The following is a 19,235-nucleotide window of genomic DNA, read 5'->3' on the forward strand; positions in this document are numbered from 1 at the left end:
TCTTAAACCTGAGTTATCCACAGATATCTCAGGTTTGAGGCCTACTAGCTCAGTGTCGGCGATGTCCAAAGCTATTAATACCAGCCCAGCAATAACCGCGAAGAGTCATGAACCCTCTAAATCCTTTGAATACAAGCTAATTAGCCAATCTGTGATGGCTAATTTTGTCGGCGATGTCCAAAAGCTCATGTCTTTTGTCGGCGATGTCCATAGGTAAACCGTAGGCGATATCTATCCCTGTCTGCGATGTCCAGTCGGGTAGTAAATATCCATTGAGATTTTCTGGTCTGAGACGGCTCATCCCTGATATTTCGTATTTCTACCACGATAAAAACTCAGGGTTTACAAGGCTTCTTGGCAATATCATCTGAAATGGGGATAAGCGGGCTTGTTCCTTTCCGCATGATATATATAATACGGAAAAAAGGAGGAGCCTTTAATGAGTGCTTATGAAAAGGTTGAAGATGAGATTGATGAAGTAGTTGCAAAACTCAAGCGGGACCGCGATGCAGTTGATCCCGCTGTTGCGACACAGAAAGATCGTAAGCAGGTTGCTGCTATCGCGGTTTCTTCCGTAAAGCTTAATTTCATATTGGGTCCAGCGTTAGTGTTGTCGCTTCTAACTAACAGCTATCTAGCTTGGAATGTTACGCATGTTCAGCCGGAGTATTTCGCGTCCGACAATGGCCGAATATTCCCGATGGTTCCTCTTTCTGCACCTTATCGTAAGACCGCCGATGTAATTCAGTTTGCCAAAGACACACTGAATGGATCGTTTTCTCTCGACTTTCTCAACTGGCGTCAGCAGCTAGAGGATCAACGGCAGCGTTATACGCGTTCTGGTTTCAAGAGCTTTATCGATGCTATTCAAGCGGCTGGGCTTTTAGAAAATGTCCGTACTAAGCGGATGAATATGACCGTTACAGCGAATACAGGTGTGCTCATCAAAGAAGGCATTGATAACGGTCAATACGTCTGGTTCGTTGAGGTGCCCATCGAGATCAAGCTGGCCGGTCAGACCTCGGAGCTACCTAATCAACGTTTCCTCGCCATTGTTCGCGTCGAGCGTATTCCTACACTGGATTCAATTGAAGGGATTGGTGTGGGGCAACTCGTTACCAAGCCGCTTTGAGGATGTGGCACATGAACCTATTTTCTCTGAAATCAGTAATCCATTTAATTGCAATGGGTGCTATTTCCTCTGCGTGGGCGCAAGAGTCTTCCCCATCTACACAGGGGCAACCGCAGTTTGTACCGCAACAAGCTATGCAGGTTCAGTCTCAGCAAAGTCAAATGCAGGATCGTCCCGTTCAATGGGTAAATGCGTCTACGGGAGGGCAGCCATTTCCTACACCACCTGGTCAGGCAAGTGTTTCATCGTCTCAGCAGATGATACAGGCTGCGTTTCCGCCTAGTAACTATGGTGCGGCCAACTATAACGTTGCTGGTTCTCAAGCAGCACCTCCCCAGCAGGGTAGTTATCAGCAGACGCCTTCTCAAAACGGGATGGCGAATCTTCCACCTCTTACGCCACCGTCCGCTTTACAGCAAGCAGAACAGGTCGTTGCTCCATGGCCGGCAAACGATATCAAAGAGATACGTGGGCATCTTGAGGAGACTCGTAAAGCCATGGGGTACGAACCTGTTCGAGCTATTCCCAGGATTAGTAGTACCTCTATTGACCTTTCTCCAGGCGCTGCCATACCAATTGTCCGCTCAATGCCAGGCCAGATGTCCACGCTTGTATTTGTAGATTCGACTGGTGCTCCATGGCCACTGGCTGCTCCTCCTAGGTCTACAGGTGGCAACATCTTTCAAGTTGAGTGGCTTGCAGGCACACCCATGGTAGTTATCACTGCTCTGTCTAGTTATGACGATGGCAACCTGACTGTTTTCCTTGAAGGGCTTCCAACACCTATCGTAGTCAAACTGGCTAGTGGTGAACCAGACTCGAAATCTAATACAAGGGTCGTGGATTGGCGTCTAGATATTCGCGTTCCAGGTCGAGGCCCCAACGCGAAAGCTCCTCTGCTGGGTCCTAATAAAATTGCCCTATATGACGACGTATTGCAGGGGTTTTTGGATGGTGTCCCTCCTCAAGATGCCAAAAAGGTCAAGGTAAGTGGTGATCTCCCTAATAACACCCACGTCTGGCAGTTCAATGGGAGCCTTTTTGTCCGAACAGCCAACGATATTCAAACTGCATTTGATCAGACCATGGCCGCTAGTGACGGTACGCGTGTGTATCGGCTGCCTTTGACGCCATACATCACGCTATCTGATATGGGACGTGCAGTTCCCTTACAACTTGAAATCCAATAGGAGGCTCCATGAAGGCGCAAGCTGATATTGGTCGTAATACCAAAGTTTTGGCAATTGGGGCTCTTATCCTTGTAGGCACAGGCCTTTATATAGGCTTTGGCTACTGGCAGAAGGGACAAAACCACGCATCCGACATACGTAGAGTGCAGACGGGCTCGGCCACAGCGTCGCAGGAGTCTCCTCACTATAGCCAAGTCTTAGATCGTTATAATCGAAAAGAGTCAGCTCAAGCAGAGGCTAACGGTGATTCGTATATTTCTGTGCCTTCTACAGCTGGGCCTAAAGATATTAACAATCAGCAAGCTAAACCAACTCCTCAGCCTGAACAGCCACAGATAGTTTACTACCAACCTGCGCCGCAGCCGCAGATACAGCAGGCACCTTCAAAGGCCGATCAAAAACGTACCGAGGAAATTAAGGAACAAACAAAAGCATTATTGGATATGTGGGTAGCCCAGCCTCATGTAGTGGCTACTGTTTCCAATGATATGGATACGTACGCTAAGTCGATCCGTGCCTCTCAAGTAACTCCAAATAATACAAACTCTTCTTTAACACCTCAGCCTCTAAATAATCTGGCCAATGGTAAGGTCGTCGATGATTTTTTTGTAACCCCAGCCTTGCTCCGTACAGCTCTTGATACCGATGAAAACTCTATGGTCACAGCTGTGGTTCCTACAGGAAAGCTGGCCGGAGCCAAGCTATATGCAATGGGTTATAAGCGCCTCACCAATACCATTGATATGACTTTTACATCCATGTCATTCAACGGGCGTTGTTACAACGTTACGGCTAAACCTGTTGATCCTGAGACCAACCGTACTTCCCTAAGTGGCGAAGTGAACAATCGGTACTTTGAAAGGATCATTCTGCCAGCTATCGCTGCCGGGATTGGCCGAACAGGTCAGCTCTATGAGCGTTCTAGTTCAGAAAATATCATTACAGATAGCGCCGTTGTACAAACCTATCCCAGTACACCAAGCGGTCGGAATGTAGCCGGTACGATAGTAGGAGGCATGGCTGAGCAAGCAGGTAGAGTTCTTGCAAACGACGCTGCAAATATGCCCCAAAAGCAAATTCTCAAAGGGATGAATGAGACTATCGGCATTCAATTTGTGGGCGGGGTATACGAGAGCAATGCCTGTCCGGTTGATGGCCAGCAAGGTCAAAATCAGGCTTTTATGAATATGGCTCAGCCAGCCTCCCAACCTCCTCAGCAAATGCTGCCTCCAGGCTTCGGTCAGCGTCAGTTTCAGAATTATGGTTCAGGTTCTTCGCCTTACGGCTCACCCTATCCATACGGTTCGTCGCCAAGTGGTGGGTATCAGCAAAATTATCCCTTGCCAAACTATGGAAATGTGCGCTATTAATTCCGTATAATATGCATCATACAAAAATTGGTATTGAGTATGACTGATCAACAGAACCGCGACGCACAGAACTCAGATTTCGACATATTCAAGCCGTCCGCTTCGTCTAGCTCATCTGATACAGAAGTTGAAGACAAACAGATTAATACAGAGAGCAGGAAAGGGTTTCAGGCTAAGGGCTGGCATTTTGGTGTAATCACAGCTATCGCAGCCGCAACCTGGATTTTTTTGCCGGGATCTTCTGCTCCTGCAAAAAATACACATGTATTAGAGCCAGCATTAGCAATGCGCAATGACCCTGCTAAGGGTGTAGGCCTTGATCAGAAAGATACTTCCTTGCAGCCTAAGGAAGTCTCATCTGAACAGCCAGTTCCAGGGCCAATGGATGGTGGACCAAAGCCTTCAGTCTCGTCTGTTGAGTCTGGTGAAAAGCATGATGAAATGGCAGGCCGGATCGCGATTCTGGAGGAACAACTACAAAAATCTAATCATGAGCTTAATGAGACCCAACTTCTTGTGGAACATTTGAAGCAGTCAAGCCATGACAAGCCTGAAATCGCTAACTGTCTAAAATCAAATACACACAAGGAAGTAGTAAAAGTTTCAAAGCCCAAGGCTGCGGTACATAAAACTGTTGCATCAAAACCAAAGCATGAAGTGCAAGTTGGTCAAGTCGCACATAAGGCTACAAGCTCATCTCAATTTAGTTTGAATACGGTCTATCGAGATCAAGCTTGGATACAAAATGCTGAACGTACTTATGTAGTACAGCCTGGTGATGTCGTTGAAGGACTGAAAATAGTAAGTATTGATCCGCTGAGTCGGAAAGTTGTGACTAACCACGGTGTGATTCGTTAAGGAGAACAATTGTGGATTTAGCCCAGATGATTACTGCGTTTGCCCCTACATTTGCAACAGCATTGTGGGGTTTGCTCTGGGCATTAGGTGGGCTGCTTGGGACTGTATATGTGGGCAACTCTTTGCTGAAAATGCAGAGATCGCAAAGGTTTCCAGGCCAGATACCTGTAACGTTTGGCGACGTTTTGCCGGTGATTCTTGTCGGCGGATTAGTCGCGAATCTGTCCCGGTTCATCAATGCAACATGGAACACGTTTGCAACTGGGACAGTGAGTTATGGCGCGGTTTCGTACAGCGGTGCTGCCGATTTTGGCCGTTTCGCCGAGGCGATTAATGCAGTCCTAACTCTAGCAAGTGTGGCCGGTGGCGTTTTCGCTCTCAGAGGGCTAGTGATTCTGAAGAAATCGCTCATGGACGGTCAGCAGTCACAGGGAGCGGATGATGGGGTATGGCGAGCACTAACCCATATCGTGGGCGGGGCGATGCTTGTTCAAATTGCGGAAATGATTGAGAAATTCCGCGAGTCATTTCATCTCTACTGGTAAGTCCTTTCTGGAGCACTCACATGAAAAAAATGATCAAAAAACCTTTCGCTTTAATCACTGACATTGGCCGAAAAGCGCATTTGACTCTGTTGCAAATGCACGGAAGTCTTTTGGCTCGTGCTGAGAAGTGGAACCAAAACCCTCGTGAGCGTGCAATTTATAAAACAAGTGCAGCTTTTACCTTGGTAGGGCTGACTCTTTCCAATTCTGCGCATGCTGATGGTTTCGCTGACATGTTTAATATCTCAGCCGAGCAGGGTGATCAGATCAAGGAATCGGCGGGCAAGCTCTTTGCTGCTGCAGGCTTTGGTGGTGCAGGTGTCGGGGGTTACAACTGGTGGCGTAAAGGTAAAGAGGGCGAGCAGAGCCAGATCAAAGGCGGCCAGATTATATGGCCTCTGGTAGGCGGAGCCGCTCTTGGCGCGACTGGCTTCATGCTAATCAAAGCCGGTGAGACTGTTGGCATTGCAAGTTCTGAGCAGGGTGCATTGCCGCAATAAGCACTTTGATGGAGTAGGCGGTCGTAAGGCCGCCTCTTTAATATGAATAGCCAGAATGATCCTAAAGATCCAGCCAACGTTTCTATCGATCAGGTTAATCCGCTCCCTGGTCTAGGCGCGAGTTTTGAAACTACGCTTTTATCCCCCTTACTGTTATCAAGTAAAAGCAGAATATTCGGAGATAAGTCCGGTCAGGCATTAGAACCTGTACTTTCTACAGAGCAGAGAAAAGAAGTACTCAAATCTGATTCTTACAAATGCATGTTTTGCGGATATCACTCCGTAGAGAATGAAATTCATAGTTTAAGTGACAATCATCAAGATGATCGTGAAGAGAATCTGAGAGTTGCCGACCCGCTATGTCATCGCTGGCAACATCTTGGCGAGCTTTCAAGTACTGATGCTGTAATGGTTTATCTTCCAGGATTGTCTGCACAAGATCTAAACCATCTACAACGTACCATTATGGTTGCGCTTGAGACTGGCGATGATCAAATAAAAAAAGATGCTAACAAGATCCTAAATTGGCTTGGGTCTCATCGTGACTATATAAAAGAGGCATGGGGCAGTTATGAGCCAAATGTCTTCGCAGAGGCCCTCTTAAGACTTAAAGAAGAAGATAAAGAAAAAAGAGAAGTAGTTTTTAAAGATATAGGTGTTGTGTTCAATCCTTCTGTATTTAAAAAGTACACCATGGTTTGGGCTCAAGAAGCTTATCGGGCTTTTCCAATAAGTGAGTGGAGCAGCATGTCTCATAGCGTAATGGTTGCGCCGGCATAGAGGTAATTTGGTATGGGAAGCTTTCTTGAGGGCGCGGTTGATACAGTCGAACATGCCCTTGCATACGCTGCTAAATACATGATTGGTAAGGATCTTGTTAGTTACTGTGAATTGCTTACCGCGCTTGTCCTGACTGATGATGACAGGAAGCGTCATCCAGATTTTAATGATCCCTATGCCCTTTTTACAGAAACCAACTCTATTCTTACGGTCTGCGATATGCAGGGCCTTTTCCAGGGGCTCTCCCCTGAAGAATATTCAGGAGTAATTGAGAATATCAGTGTTTCATTAAACCCGGTTTTCCAACGCCCTGGTTATAGCCTTTCGTTCTGCTTCGAGCGTGATCCCGATAGGGCTCTTGATGAGTTAATGAAGCTGGCTGAGCCGCAGATCAAAACAGCGCGGCGCATCGGTCTTGAAACAGAAGATATCATTCTGGATCGCGTCAAGCGCAATGCCCCTTTGGTAGCTTTTGAGCAAAATCTGCTAGTGATTTATACCCATCCAACTGTAATGGGTTCAGACGAAATCAAACGGGAAATGAAGTCTCGATCTGAAGCGGTTATCAAGCACAATTTACCCAGGCTGGATTACGCTCAAGATCCTGCGGCTATTCTAGCGGCCATGAAGTATCGACATGACACAATGGTTGAGAGGGTCATGCAGATTTTCATGAAATCCGGTACTAATGGAAGACCTGGTGTCCTGATACGACCGATCAGTGCTCATGACGCTATCAAGCGAGTACGTCTGATGGTGAATCGAGAAAGAACATCTCATAAATTCAGGCCTGTTCTGATTGGTGATCCTTATACCCCTCGTGGTCGTGAAGATGACAAAGATTATTCTGACCTGGCTCCCCCGCAGATTCGTCATCAGATTTGTAGCAATGATGTTGATATCAATGGACGATATGTAAAAACTCATAACCTCCTTCATTCGACCATCTCCTTAGAGTTAGGGCCGCAACTCATTACCCCTTTCTCTAAACTGCTGGGTGATATGGACCGAGAGATCCCTTGGCGGATACGGTTCGATCTTGAACCTGGTGGATTAAACCAGATGCGCTCCCGTCGCATGATTACAGCCTTTGCCGGTTTGTTTCCTAACAATAAGGAAATTCGTCAGTCATTTATTGACCTTGAGGCTACCAATCGAGAGGAGCCTGTATTGTCAATGAAAGTGATGGCTTCTACGTGGGCAGATAGTGAAGAAAAAGCCAAACGGCGTTTAGCTGTACTGGATAAATCTTTACAGGGATGGGGGGTCTGCCAAACGACAACAAGCCACGGCGATCCATTTGCGGCGTTCGCGTCTTCAATTCCGGCGTTCACCAGCAAAAACTGTGCAAACCGATTGGTCCCACCTTTGACTGATGCGATCCGCATGATGCCTCTGGAGCGTCCAGCTACTCCTTGGCCTGATGGGGGTAACTTAATCCTTCGAACGCCTGATGGGAAAATCTATCCAGTCCAGCAGGGAAGTCGGTTACAAGACACTTGGATCGATTTGGTCTCTGCAACTCCTGGTGCCGGTAAGTCAGTATTACTCAATACTATGCTCACGGGTACGTTACATAATCCTGGGGCTAGCCGGTTGCCGTTGATTACATTCATTGACGTTAGCAACGGCGAATCCGGCTTTGTCAGGATGGTTCAGGATGGCCTACCCGAACATCGTAAACACGAAGCATTAGGAATCAAGCTGCAGAATTCACTTGAATTTGCAGTTAACCCGTTTGACACGCAATTAGGCGCACGCTTTCCCACAAGCGCTGAAATGACCTTTCTTATTGACTTCCTTACTTTGTTTTCTACCAATCCTGCAAAAAAGCGAGCGATACATCCAGAGTGCGCAAGGGTGAATGAACTCATCATCAAAGCTGCATATACAGACCGAGCCTCTAAGAACCAAAATGCTTATGAGGAAGAGGTTGAAGTAGAGGTAGATAAGGTACTAGAAAGCTCAGGTATCAAAGCAAAATACGATTCCACTTGGTGGTCCGCTGCTACATGGTGGGAAATAACTGACCTACTCTTTGAAGCAGGATACGTGCGTGAAGCTGCAATAGCTCAGCGGCAGGCTGTTCCTGTTTTCATCGATTTTCCTGCATATCTCAATAGCGAAGCTGTTCGTCAAACATACGGCACTGCTCTTTTGGATAATGGCGAACCTTTGCTTCAGGCAATGTCTCGATCATTGTCGTATGCAGCAAACAAATTCAAACTTTTCGCGGGGCGAACTCGCTTTGAACTGAATGATGAGTCACGAATAGTTGCGCTTAATCTTCATGGAGTGATGGGGACTAAAACCGATGAAGGACATCTGCAAACAGCAATTATGTTTATGTTTGCTCGTCAGGTTGCGGCTAAGAACTATTTCCTTCATGAGGATGAACTTAATCCTGTCATCCCAGATATTTATCGCGAGTATCACGCCAAACGTATCAACGATGTGAAGGATGAGCTTAAAGTCATCGCATACGAGGAGTTTCATAACACTAAGGGACAAGAGGCCTTCGTTAATACAGTGATACGAGATGGCCGTGAAGTGCGAAAATGGGGGATACGTGTTGTGGCCGTTTCACAGTACCTTGAGGATTATCCCCCAGAACTGCTAAACGCTGCTACTTCGGTATATGTGGTTAGAGGAGGGAGTTCTTCAGATGCTGATGTATTGCGGAAAACCTTTAAAGTTAGTGAAGAAACGATTGCAAGGCTTGAGCGTGAGTGCGTTGGGCATACTAATGATGGAGCCAACTTTTTAGCTTTATTCAAAACACGGCTGGGCTCGATCGCGCAGATCCTAACCAATAGCGTCGGCCCACTTGAACTGTGGGCTTCTTCAAGCTCACATGATGATACAGCCCTTCGTGACCGCCTTTATAAGGCGCTGGGTTCATACAAAGCTAGAAAGTTTTTGGCCTCAAGATTCCCACTGGGTAGAGCTTCCCATAAGTTTGAACAAATGCGTTTACAAGCCGGTGAGAATAATGCCGGCTCGGTTGTACAGATTCTTGCAAATGAGCTCTTGGATGAATACGAGCGTGAGCAAACAGAAAGGGGCCAATTATGATCGGATTCAAGCGTAAACCGGTCAGTGCTGTTCTGTTCTTTGCCTCGATAGGATGCGCTCCTATGGCCTGGTCAAAGGATATCGTGTATGACCCAGCTGTCCATGAATCAACACAAGCGACCGCTGCAGCGGTGGGTATTGTTGATGCATCTATCACTGCAATGAATGCTAGTGTCAGCACACTTCTTTATAACATTGGCACCGCGATTAACCAGACGGGTAATAAGGTTTCGAGTACTGTTGAAGCAGCATCTCGTGCAGAGCGTGAGTTCCAGGCAGCACAGGAGCAAAACCGACGTCTAGAAGATGCAAGGCAGCGCTATCAGCTGCCCGATAATATTTGCAGTGAGTCCAGTGCTGGTGGATCTTATCAAGTGGCTGCGGCTTCGGTTGGAGCCAAAGCAAAACTGCGACCAGGAGTGACGGGAAAGCTTTCAAACGCTAGCGTAGCTCAGGCTGTAAATTCACCTGCGCCTTCTCAAGAGGTTGATGCCGCTCGCTCAGCCAAAATACATGCTCATTATTGTGATGCTGATGATTATGCAGCATACGGCGGAGCAAAAGCGTGCCCCTCTGTATCAGCCACAATGCCAGGTGCTGATAAGCGAGTGGACTCAGTGCTAAATGGTGCCGGAGTAGACGGCAAAGCCCCTGACCTTACGTTTTCACAAGAGCAAACAGATGCTGCTCTAATGTACACGCAGAATTCTGTCCGACGATCCGTAGGGGCACAACTTGGTAAAGGAGAAGCAGATACTGTAGCTGGATCACAGTATGTGGGGCTCATGACCCAGCTTGCCTCCAACCTATCTGCTGCTGCCGATCCTCAAGAGCAGCGTATTGCTGACAGCATTGCCAATCCTGCTACTAAAGAGTTGATTGCGGAAGCAACAGCCTCCGGTTCTGCAGCTACTTACTTCAGTCAAGTGGCCTCTGAAGAGGCTAAATCCACAGGCATGATGTCGACTCGTGAATTTGAGGCCTTTGAAGTAGGTCGTCGTTACGCTAATACAGAATATCAGGCCGATCTCCAGGCTATGTCTGGAGACAATCTCCTTCGCGAACAGATCCGCGTCACTAGCATGAGCAATTGGCTCATGTTGGGTATTAAAAACGAGCTTCAGCGAGGAAATATCATTAATGGGCTTGCCCTTGGTAGTGCAACGAGACAGGAGTTCGAGCCCATTCTTGCAAAACTTTATCGAACCATTAGCGGTAGCCTAGGGGGACAGTAATGGAGGAGATCAAAACCACTAGACTGCGTGTAGCAGGAAACATTGCCTGGAGGCTTTTAACACCAATCCCTGCCATGAAGCAGACCATAGCGCTGCATAAAAAAGCATTGGAAGATCAGAAAAAAAACCTGGAGTCAATCAAAGAGCTTTCCAGCCGCGCTGCCGCCTTGGTTAAAGAGTCTAGGGATAATTCTACAGTTCAGGCAAATATAAATTTCGAGGAGGCAATGCAAAGAAGAAGTGCCAATGCCTTGAATATTGATGAACTTTATCTGTTCTTTTTACGAAAGAAACGCGCAGCTATCTGTGCGGCTATTTTGTTTATTGCGTTCTCGTTAGTGTCAATCTCTACAAGCTTGGCGATTAGTGCTCCCGCCCTGGAGAGTTCAATCATCCGATTTACCCTTGACAACAAGGGGCTTGTATTTGGGATAGCCTCGATCCTAGTAAGCCAGCCTTTCTGTTTTATCCTAGCGATGAGTGCTGACTTGAGATTGTGGCAGCTTAAAACTCGGCGTCTTTCAAAGGCTGAAAATGGGGGATTTGAGGATTACAAAAAAGAAAATGCAGGCTGGTGGTGGAGCGTTATAAATCCTGAGATAGGGCATAAAAAAGGGAACATAACATGAAAATAAAATGGTCCCTTTTTGCCATTGCTTCGGCGTGTTTATATGCCATGCCAGCTTTGGCGGACTCTACCACTCTAGGCGAGATAAAAAGTGCTGCCGAAAGGTCTACAGACAAATCCCGCCAAGCATTAATCAGTATTTTCGGAAATGTCGTCAATGATCCTTTGGCAACAGGTGGTAGCGGAGGGGGCGATACTATCCTTGCCAACATTTTTGCTGTTATCAATGGATCACTCCTCGTTGTAGGAGCTATGTTTGCCTGCTATATCATGTTTCGCAAGGTCACTCAGACGGCCCATGACGGTAATGTTTTTGATCGCGAAAAACATACATTATGGGGGCCTATTAAACTTGTATGGGGACTTTGCACGTTAGTACCTACGGCCAATGGTTGGTCACTTTCTCAACTTCTCATGTTGTGGGCAGCCTCTGTTATGGGAGTGGGTACAGCCAATCTTGGTGTAGATGCATCTATTGAAGCCTTTAACAATGGCCAATCAATGGTTGTGCAGCCAGTTATGCCAAGTACCATCAAGTTGGCTCATAGTATTTATGAACTGAACCTTTGTATGCATGGCATCAATGCTGGACTCGCTCAAGCAGAAGCGAATGGAGCATTAGTAACTCAAGATGGTTACATTCAACAAAATGCTACTAACAGTGGGTTTGCGCTACGTAATAAGAGTTTTGTATGTGGTGGGGCTGATGTTAATCCTTTACTGGAAATGCAGGCCGAGTCGACGAGTTTGTTTTCAGGCACTATTGACACCTCTACAATACGCCAAGCACACCTCAAAGCTATAAAACAGATGCAGACATCCCTTTCGGTTTCTGCCCAAGCTTTTGTTAATGGGGTGGTGCAGAGGAAGAATGGCGGAAACGTTACCTTACCTAATGCCGAAACGGCCATTCAGTCTGCTGCGCTGCAGTATGAAAATACTATTGTGGCTGCAGCTGCAACAAAGCAGGGGAACATAGCAGGACTTGCGGAAAAGCTGAGTACTTCCATCAAAGAGGCTGGATGGTGGACCCTAGGAGCTTGGTATCAGACATACGCCCAAGCCAATACAAAACTTTCTGATGCGGTAGCAGCGAGAGCTGCGGTGTATGGTATGTCATCCGAGGGTGATCCTGCCATGACAGCCATATATGGCAATGTCATGGCAGCTTATAAATCTCAACAATCTACGTCTAACTTTACTCCAACGATTGGTACAGTTAGTACTGGAGATTACTCGAAAGGAGCTGCAGGGACTGATGCGAATAAAATCATCGGAAGCTTTTTCTCTGCACCAGGTCAGAGCATCGTCAATGGGCTGATTGATACCAATGCTGGAGGCGAGGGCAGAGGACAGCTCAATCCAATTATAAAAATGAAAAACCTCGGTGACTACACCATGGTCGCGGCTGAAACAGCTCTAGGTGCCTATGCAGCTGCTAAAGCGATTATTTATGTTAAAAATGGGGTAAGTATAGCCGGTGCATTTTCAAGTGTAGTCAATGCAGTGACATCAATAGGCGATGCCTTGCAAGGGGTGCTTGAGGCGATGTCACCATTTGTAATCATGCTCATAGTTGCCCTTATCATTCTAGGTGGTACTTTGAGCACTTATGTACCGATGGTTCCGTTTATTATTTGGTTTGGAGCGGCAATCAACTGGTTGATTGTTGTTGGCGAAGCCATTGTAGCAGCGCCGCTCTGGGCGTTTGCACACTTAGGCAGTGACGGCGACGGTATGGGGCCACGAACAGCACATGGTTATATATTTATATTAAATGTGATGACGCGCCCTATACTTATGGTAGTTGGTTTCTTCCTTGGTGGAGCTGCAATTGTTGCAGGTGGGACGCTTCTTAATCAGCTATTTGGGATTGCACTTGCTAATGCCCAGTTTGACTCAATAACCGGAATGATAAGTATCATTTTCTTCCTCACCATTTACTTATCCATGTGTTTGAATCTGATACATTCCTGCTTCAACTTGATCTATATCGTGCCTGACCAGGTTATCAATTGGGTGGGCGGCCAAGCTTCTGCATCTTTGGGACGTGATGACAACGATCGGATGCGTCATGCCATTCAGGTGTTTGGTCAGAAGCTGGACCATTTAACCCCCAGAGGCACGCCTAATCTCAATCGAAATAGGCAGCCAGGGGGAGGGAGTGGAAACGGGTTTTCTTGACGAGGAAACAAAGGGCTGGCTAGATGCCAGCCCTTTTTTATGCTAGAGGATAAAAGATATGCGTGCTAGAATAATTATCTATTAATTCCGTATGCTATATGCTATACGGAATACAAAGACGGCTAGGAGGTCGTGAATGAACCTAATCTGGTGGGTACTGAAAAGCTTTTATCTACTTGGCCTTTTTGCAGTAGTACCATTAGGCGGAATATTCATACTCAATTTTGGACGGCACCCAGAAGTAGGTAATCCGGTCATAGCTTTGAGCTTCCTATATTTTATTTTTGGATATTTCTTGCTGAGGGTGATTCCAAAATGGATGGAGTCTCGCCTTATGGATAAAGCCAAAAGATTCAAATTGAGTGGTTTTAAGCCCGAAAAAGAGATAATTTCGCTCATCTACAACCGCTATTTAGGTTTCGACTCAAAGAGCCGCTCTGTTCTGTTTATCGACATCAACGATGGGACTGAAGTGATTGTACCCTTTGATAAGATCAAAGCATGGCAAGTGGACAATGATTGCAAAAAGGCTGTACTGATGAAACTCTTGACTCAGCTACCAAATATGCCAGTTATTGGGTTAAATATTAAAAGAAGCCAATTCTCTGAGTCTGAGGCATATCTATACTCGATCTTCAGTTGATCGATAAATATTGATGGAGTTTTAAATGAAGCGAAACACTACTGTATTGGCCATGACGGTAGCACTAGCAATAGTTGGATGCGATGATCAAGATAGAGTAGTAGCATCACAGCAACAAAATACTAAAGCTAGTCAAGCTTCTCCACCATCCAGCTTACTAAGTAGTCCGAAGCCGAAACTAAGCCATACACCGCAGACTACTCAGAATGAAGTGACTGCCATACCAAATGCAAATGTCTCGGTTTCAAGTTATACAGATCTTAATCAAGAGCCCAATGGTATGGGTCTTACTTACTTAATCACTTCCCGCTCTCTTGAGCCTATATCAGAAGATGAGCTTCTGAATAGACTATCTCCCATTTACTATAATGAGTCTGATGTATTCAAGAAAAGAGAACTAGCTAGGTCTGAGCTACCAAAGATTGATGCTGTCATTAGAAAATATAAATTACAACAGTATTTCCAGATACCTATATCTACTTATGCCGAACAGCCTCTAACTCTGACGAATATTAGTCTTGGGGCTTATGACTTTGGAACCAAGAGCTTTCCAATTATAAGTTATGGAAAGAACTGCTGGGGCGGCGTGATAAGAAACCAGCAAGGGGCAACAATGAGAATAATTGGCTCGGACTTACCGTGCAGTCTTCAAGTTGAAGATGAAGATCAAGCAAAGATGATCGAGTCAGCTAGGTCTGAGAATGCTTTACAGCTTACAGGAAAGCTCTACATATTCGTGCCAGAAGCTAAAGAGGGTACAGCCTTAGCAGTGCCCACTCATGTCCAGATCCATCTCAGCAACGCTCAAACGAATGCTCCTTTGGCTAGCTTGAAACTCTAGTTGACCCTTACCGGAGTTGCTTAACTGCGCTAAGCCAAACTCCAGCGGAGGCGTAAGATTTGAACATATATATAATTTCTTTCGTTACGGCGAGCCATGACTATTGATAATGATCTTGATCACTGGTTGAAGACACTCAAAGATATCAAAGAGAAAAAAAGACCCAGACTTAACGGGAGCGAATATAAGGCATTGATTGAAGCAATAGAGGATTCCAGAGCTGAACCAGCCCTGAGGCAGATAGCTAAGCAGGTGATTAGGGATTTGGCTATACATCAAGGTGCTGCCAAGAATGCTTACTTGAGAGAAACCGAACTTGAGGAGAATTGGATGAGTAATGAAAGGCCAGGGATAGAAAATCCCAAATTGGCCTATATGAATACTCGCGAAACGAATGTAGGGAAGAAGAAATTAGTGCGTCATAGGCCTATGTAACTGACCCTGAGTATTCGCCTATGTCTGATTTCTGAAAAACTTTAGTTAAGCTAAAGAGGCCATAATCCAAGCCTCTAACCTATCTGGCTCCGCTTTTTCTAGTAACAATATTTACAATTACAGGTTTAGTTTTATCATCCACAATTATCATTGCTTTTGCCTGATAATAATCTTCACTAAGCAATAATTTGCGAGATAATATTCTGTTTACTTCTGACTGAATTGATTGTATTGATCGATCTCCGCACGTAATAACTAAACTATCGCCAGGAGCTAGATTGCATATGGCTTCAGACTTCTTGAATGGTGATATAAAATTCATACACTTCCCGCTAATACTTTTATCTTAATATTGTCGTCTTAGGAAAAGTTATTCGATTCGACCCTTGCTGTTAGGCAAAGAAGTCTGTCAACTTGTGTTGAAACATCACTTAATGTTGTCCTTTCAATCGTGGCACCCACCTTTTCGAAAAGATCTATTACGACTGGCAGGAAGTGCTCGTCAGTTTCAGACAGGCGCAATATCCAGCATCTTTCTAAATCGTTCCAATTACAGCCTGGGCCGGTAGCTACATGATTAAGACTGTTTATAGGAACCCCTAGAAGAAGGTTGATAGTCTTAGCAAACTCGTTAGCTTGAGTATGTATTTGAGAGTGGGTCCGATTGAGCATATCAAACTCCTAGACGTTCCACGCCTGTCAGGTTGCTGACTTCTTGCACCACGATCAACGTCGTGCTCTAGTTGATAGTAACGTAATTACGTAATTACGCAAGTACGTAAAGGTTCTCTCAGCTCAATATTTTTCCCAAGCCTAGTGCTAGGATTATTTCTTGCCCTGCATGTCTAGATATTGAGTTTGGGAACAGCTTTTGCTCAGGCGCTTTCATTGCGAATGAAGAGGGATGTAATGCGTTTAGTAATCATGATATTGAGTGCTCTAGTCGTATACTCCGCTTTAGCACGTGTTAATACCGGCGATGTATCAGCTCAAGCTAATATGAAAATCGTTAGTACTGTCTGTAAAAAGCTGCCTGATGGTACGTATGAGCCTAACTGGGCAGGTCTGTGCCTTCGTATGGAACAAATGTCCCCCGCTGAAGCTTGTAAGTTTCTCCGCCACATCAAAATTGCAGGTTTCACTTGAGCCAAGCCAGGAGACTCTACCTGCATACTTAAGAACCGCAGTGAGCTTTAGAAGAAGACTGTTTCAGATTCAGCAATTCCCGCATGCGTGAAGAATAGGTGTGGTTCTAATTGTGGGAGAGCTTTGTCTACTAGAGCGTTTTTATAGATTCTATGTGCGTTCTGGCACGCATGTACGAGGATACTTGATCCTCGTACATAGTCCTTCGTTTACGTGCACTTTCTGCTCTCACAGATCGCGAGCGGCAATCATATTTGGAAAACTCCTGTTCTGGAGCTGGAAATTTGCATAGCGGCATTGCGAATCCAACTCTTTAAGAGGCTGTTTTATTCATCCGGCAACTCTTTCCCCCATCGTTTTCAAAGCTGGAAGTAAAATATGCTGAATTGTCTAGTTGTTAAGGAGTGTGGTTTGAATGACAGATACTAGGTTGTCGCCAGATGAGTTCAAGCGCATCTACAAAGCGAAGGGCTGGACAGGATTAACGTTGGCTGCTCGCTGGAACATAACGCCACAATGGTTGAGTCGTCTGGGAAAAAACACTGCGAGGGAGATCATCTGGGATGATGCAGTGCGAGGTTTGGAGGATCTGAAGGGCTCTAAAAATTAAACTCCAGTTAAATATCTCTTGCAAAAATTTAACTACAGTTAAATAATTCTCTTGGAATTTAACCTCAGTTAAATAATCGAGTGATGCAGGGGATCTTATGAAGCAGGTTCTTAAACATTTCCATTTCTGTTGCGGTTTAGGCGGCGGCGCTAAAGGGTTCAACCTAGCTTCTCCACGAGTAGGCAATGTTCAAGCTGAATGGCAATGCTTAGGAGGTGTTGACGTAGATGGTGCTGCATTGAAGGACTTTGAACGCTTAGCTGGTGTTCCTGGTACTCAAATGGATCTCTTCACTCGTGATCAGTACGTTCGCTTCCATGGTATGGAGCCTCCTGCAGGTTGGCGAGAAGCTACAGCTGATGACATTCGACGAGCTGCTCAATATCAAGATCCGAACTGCGTCTTTATTAGCTCTCCTTGCAAGGGTGCATCAGGTCTTCTTCCGGAGGAAATGAGTAGAACCCCTAAATATCAGGCGCTGAACGAACTTACGTTACGCTGTGTTTGGCTTATGTGCGAAGCCTGGAAAGACAATCCTGTCGATCTAATTGTTTTCGAAAATGTGCCCCGTCTTGCCACCAGAGGTCGCTATCTCCTTGACCAAATAGGAGCTTTGTTGAGCAGTTATGGTTATGCGGTAGCTGAAACAACTCATGACTGCGGAGAGTTGGGTGGGCTAGCCCAATCGCGCAAACGCTTTCTGCTTGTTGCAAGACATATAGAAAAGGTCCCACCTTTTCTATACGAACCACCTAAGAAAACACTCCGTGCCGTAGGAGATGTTCTCAGCCGTATGCCGTTAGCAGGGGATATCGGTGCCGCTGGTCCTATGCACCGCGTACCTCAACTGCAATGGAAAACTTGGGTGCGCTTGGCCCTAGTGGAGGCTGGTAAGGACTGGCGATCTCTGAACCGCCTTGCTGTTGATAATGGCTATCTACGTGACTACGTGCTGGCCCCCGAAGCAGAATACTCAACATCTACAGTTGATTTTGCAAGGGTTGCAGATCCTAGGATCGAAGGTCATCCTAAATCAGTACAGATGGGTATCAGGCAGTGGGACCAATCGGCTGGCGTCGTAACAGGGAAGATGTTAGTAGGAGGCGGTCCCCATTCGATAGCAGATCCGCGCTTACCTGAAGAGGGCCAAAGCCTAGGCTACAGAATTGTTCCCGCCAATCTGTTTCCTCAAACACATAATCATTTGCCACTAAATGACCCTCGGCCACAATGGAAGCGGCACGGCAACAATATGACTGTGATGGATTGGGATGGTCCGGCTCGGACAGTTATAGCTGGAGGCAAAGGGGTTCAAGGAGGGTGGATGTCCATTGCAGATCCTAGGCCAGGAATGGCTCGTCAGAAGGGGGACGCCTACCTAACGGGTGGACATTACGGTGTAGTGGATTTCAATGAATACGCCGGCGCAGTATCAGCCAGTGCTTGTCATGACAATGGGCGCTGGAGTGTAGCAGACCCCTGCATACCTGCAGAGAATGACAGGCTCACCTGCATGATCCGAAGTTTGGATAATACCTGGCATCGTCCATTTACGACCCTCGAATTAGCTGCTCTACAATCTTTGATTGATCCTGAAGAGCATTGGTCCACTGATGCTTTCGATCAGTTAGAGATTAAGCGCCGGCAGTTTTGTTCGCATTTTACGCTCGCGGGTAACAGTAATAGCGATTGGCGAGAAAGAATAGGTAATGCTGTCCCTCCTGCTGCTGCGCAGGCGATAGCGGAAGTCATGGGGACAACCTTACTCCTGGCTGCAGCGGGCGAAACGTTCATGCTCAATAGTATGCCGATCTGGGTACGAAACGTTGCTATAGCTCTTAACGTCGCTCAGATGCAATAAGTGACTTTTAGGCTAGGTCGTATGGCTTAGCCTCTTTTATAAGTTAGAGTAGTGGCTATTATCATGTCCCCAGCTGAGTTTAAGCAGTCATACAGGAGTAAGGGCTGGACAAGTAAAGCCTTGGCAGCACGCTGGAATCTGTCCGAATCTTGGGTGAGTCAGCTTACCAATAACCCGTCTAGGGCATCCCATTGGAATGATG

At 46.2% G+C, this 19,235-nt stretch carries 16 protein-coding genes; all 16 read left to right on the forward strand.

The window, feature by feature from the left end:
• Positions 1-439: 439 nt before the first annotated feature.
• A complete protein-coding gene (locus IEX86_RS20420; protein WP_188867993.1) occupies positions 440-1,132 on the forward strand; it encodes a DotI/IcmL/TraM family protein in 693 nt (230 codons plus the stop codon).
• A gap of 11 nt (positions 1,133-1,143) precedes the next feature.
• Positions 1,144-2,322, forward strand: a complete 1,179-nt coding sequence (locus tag IEX86_RS20425; RefSeq protein ID WP_188867994.1) for a DotH/IcmK family type IV secretion protein — start codon at positions 1,144-1,146, stop codon at positions 2,320-2,322.
• Positions 2,323-2,330: 8 nt separating this feature from the next.
• Positions 2,331-3,692, forward strand: coding sequence for a conjugal transfer protein TraO (gene traO, locus IEX86_RS20430; protein ID WP_188867995.1), 1,362 nt, complete (start codon positions 2,331-2,333; stop codon positions 3,690-3,692).
• Between the two features lie 39 nt (positions 3,693-3,731).
• Positions 3,732-4,550, forward strand: a complete 819-nt coding sequence (locus IEX86_RS20435; protein ID WP_188867996.1) for a hypothetical protein — start codon at positions 3,732-3,734, stop codon at positions 4,548-4,550.
• A gap of 11 nt (positions 4,551-4,561) precedes the next feature.
• Positions 4,562-5,095 (forward strand): conjugal transfer protein TraQ, encoded by a 534-nt coding sequence (traQ, locus tag IEX86_RS20440; RefSeq protein WP_188867997.1) that lies wholly within the window; start codon positions 4,562-4,564, stop codon positions 5,093-5,095.
• A gap of 20 nt (positions 5,096-5,115) precedes the next feature.
• Positions 5,116-5,595 carry a DUF6750 family protein gene (locus tag IEX86_RS20445; protein ID WP_188867998.1) on the forward strand — a complete coding sequence of 160 codons (480 nt, stop codon included), beginning with the start codon at positions 5,116-5,118 and terminating at the stop codon, positions 5,593-5,595.
• 42 nt (positions 5,596-5,637) lie between these two features.
• Positions 5,638-6,375, forward strand: a complete 738-nt coding sequence (locus tag IEX86_RS20450; protein WP_188867999.1) for an HNH endonuclease — start codon at positions 5,638-5,640, stop codon at positions 6,373-6,375.
• A gap of 12 nt (positions 6,376-6,387) precedes the next feature.
• Entirely contained in the window at positions 6,388-9,450 is a 3,063-nt protein-coding gene (locus tag IEX86_RS20455; RefSeq protein WP_188868000.1) for a putative type IV secretion/conjugal transfer ATPase, read from the forward strand.
• Entirely contained in the window at positions 9,447-10,685 is a 1,239-nt protein-coding gene (traW, locus tag IEX86_RS20460; RefSeq protein WP_229685432.1) for a conjugal transfer protein TraW, read from the forward strand. Before IEX86_RS20455 ends, traW begins: the two co-directional genes overlap by 4 nt.
• Entirely contained in the window at positions 10,685-11,314 is a 630-nt protein-coding gene (locus IEX86_RS20465; RefSeq protein WP_188868001.1) for a hypothetical protein, read from the forward strand. The genes traW and IEX86_RS20465 overlap by 1 nt, the downstream gene beginning before the upstream one ends.
• The gene (locus tag IEX86_RS20470) at positions 11,311-13,497 is read left to right on the forward strand and encodes a DotA/TraY family protein (protein WP_188868002.1); all 2,187 of its coding nucleotides are present in this window, start codon (positions 11,311-11,313) and stop codon (positions 13,495-13,497) included. Before IEX86_RS20465 ends, IEX86_RS20470 begins: the two co-directional genes overlap by 4 nt.
• Before the next feature lie 136 nt (positions 13,498-13,633).
• Positions 13,634-14,140 (forward strand): hypothetical protein, encoded by a 507-nt coding sequence (locus IEX86_RS20475; protein ID WP_188868003.1) that lies wholly within the window; start codon positions 13,634-13,636, stop codon positions 14,138-14,140.
• A 25-nt stretch (positions 14,141-14,165) separates the two neighbouring features.
• Entirely contained in the window at positions 14,166-14,981 is an 816-nt protein-coding gene (locus tag IEX86_RS20480; protein WP_188868004.1) for a hypothetical protein, read from the forward strand.
• A gap of 96 nt (positions 14,982-15,077) precedes the next feature.
• Positions 15,078-15,416 (forward strand): hypothetical protein, encoded by a 339-nt coding sequence (locus tag IEX86_RS20485; protein WP_188868005.1) that lies wholly within the window; start codon positions 15,078-15,080, stop codon positions 15,414-15,416.
• Positions 15,417-16,977: 1,561 nt separating this feature from the next.
• Positions 16,978-17,172, forward strand: coding sequence for a hypothetical protein (locus IEX86_RS20490; protein ID WP_188868006.1), 195 nt, complete (start codon positions 16,978-16,980; stop codon positions 17,170-17,172).
• 97 nt (positions 17,173-17,269) lie between these two features.
• Complete coding sequence (locus tag IEX86_RS20495) at positions 17,270-19,033, forward strand: DNA cytosine methyltransferase (RefSeq protein ID WP_188868007.1); 1,764 nt, start codon at positions 17,270-17,272, stop codon at positions 19,031-19,033.
• Positions 19,034-19,235 lie beyond the last annotated feature (202 nt).

The sequence above is a fragment of the Pseudomonas asuensis genome, assembly GCF_014646755.1.
GTDB classification, from domain to species: Bacteria; Pseudomonadota; Gammaproteobacteria; order Pseudomonadales; family Pseudomonadaceae; genus Chryseomonas; species Chryseomonas asuensis.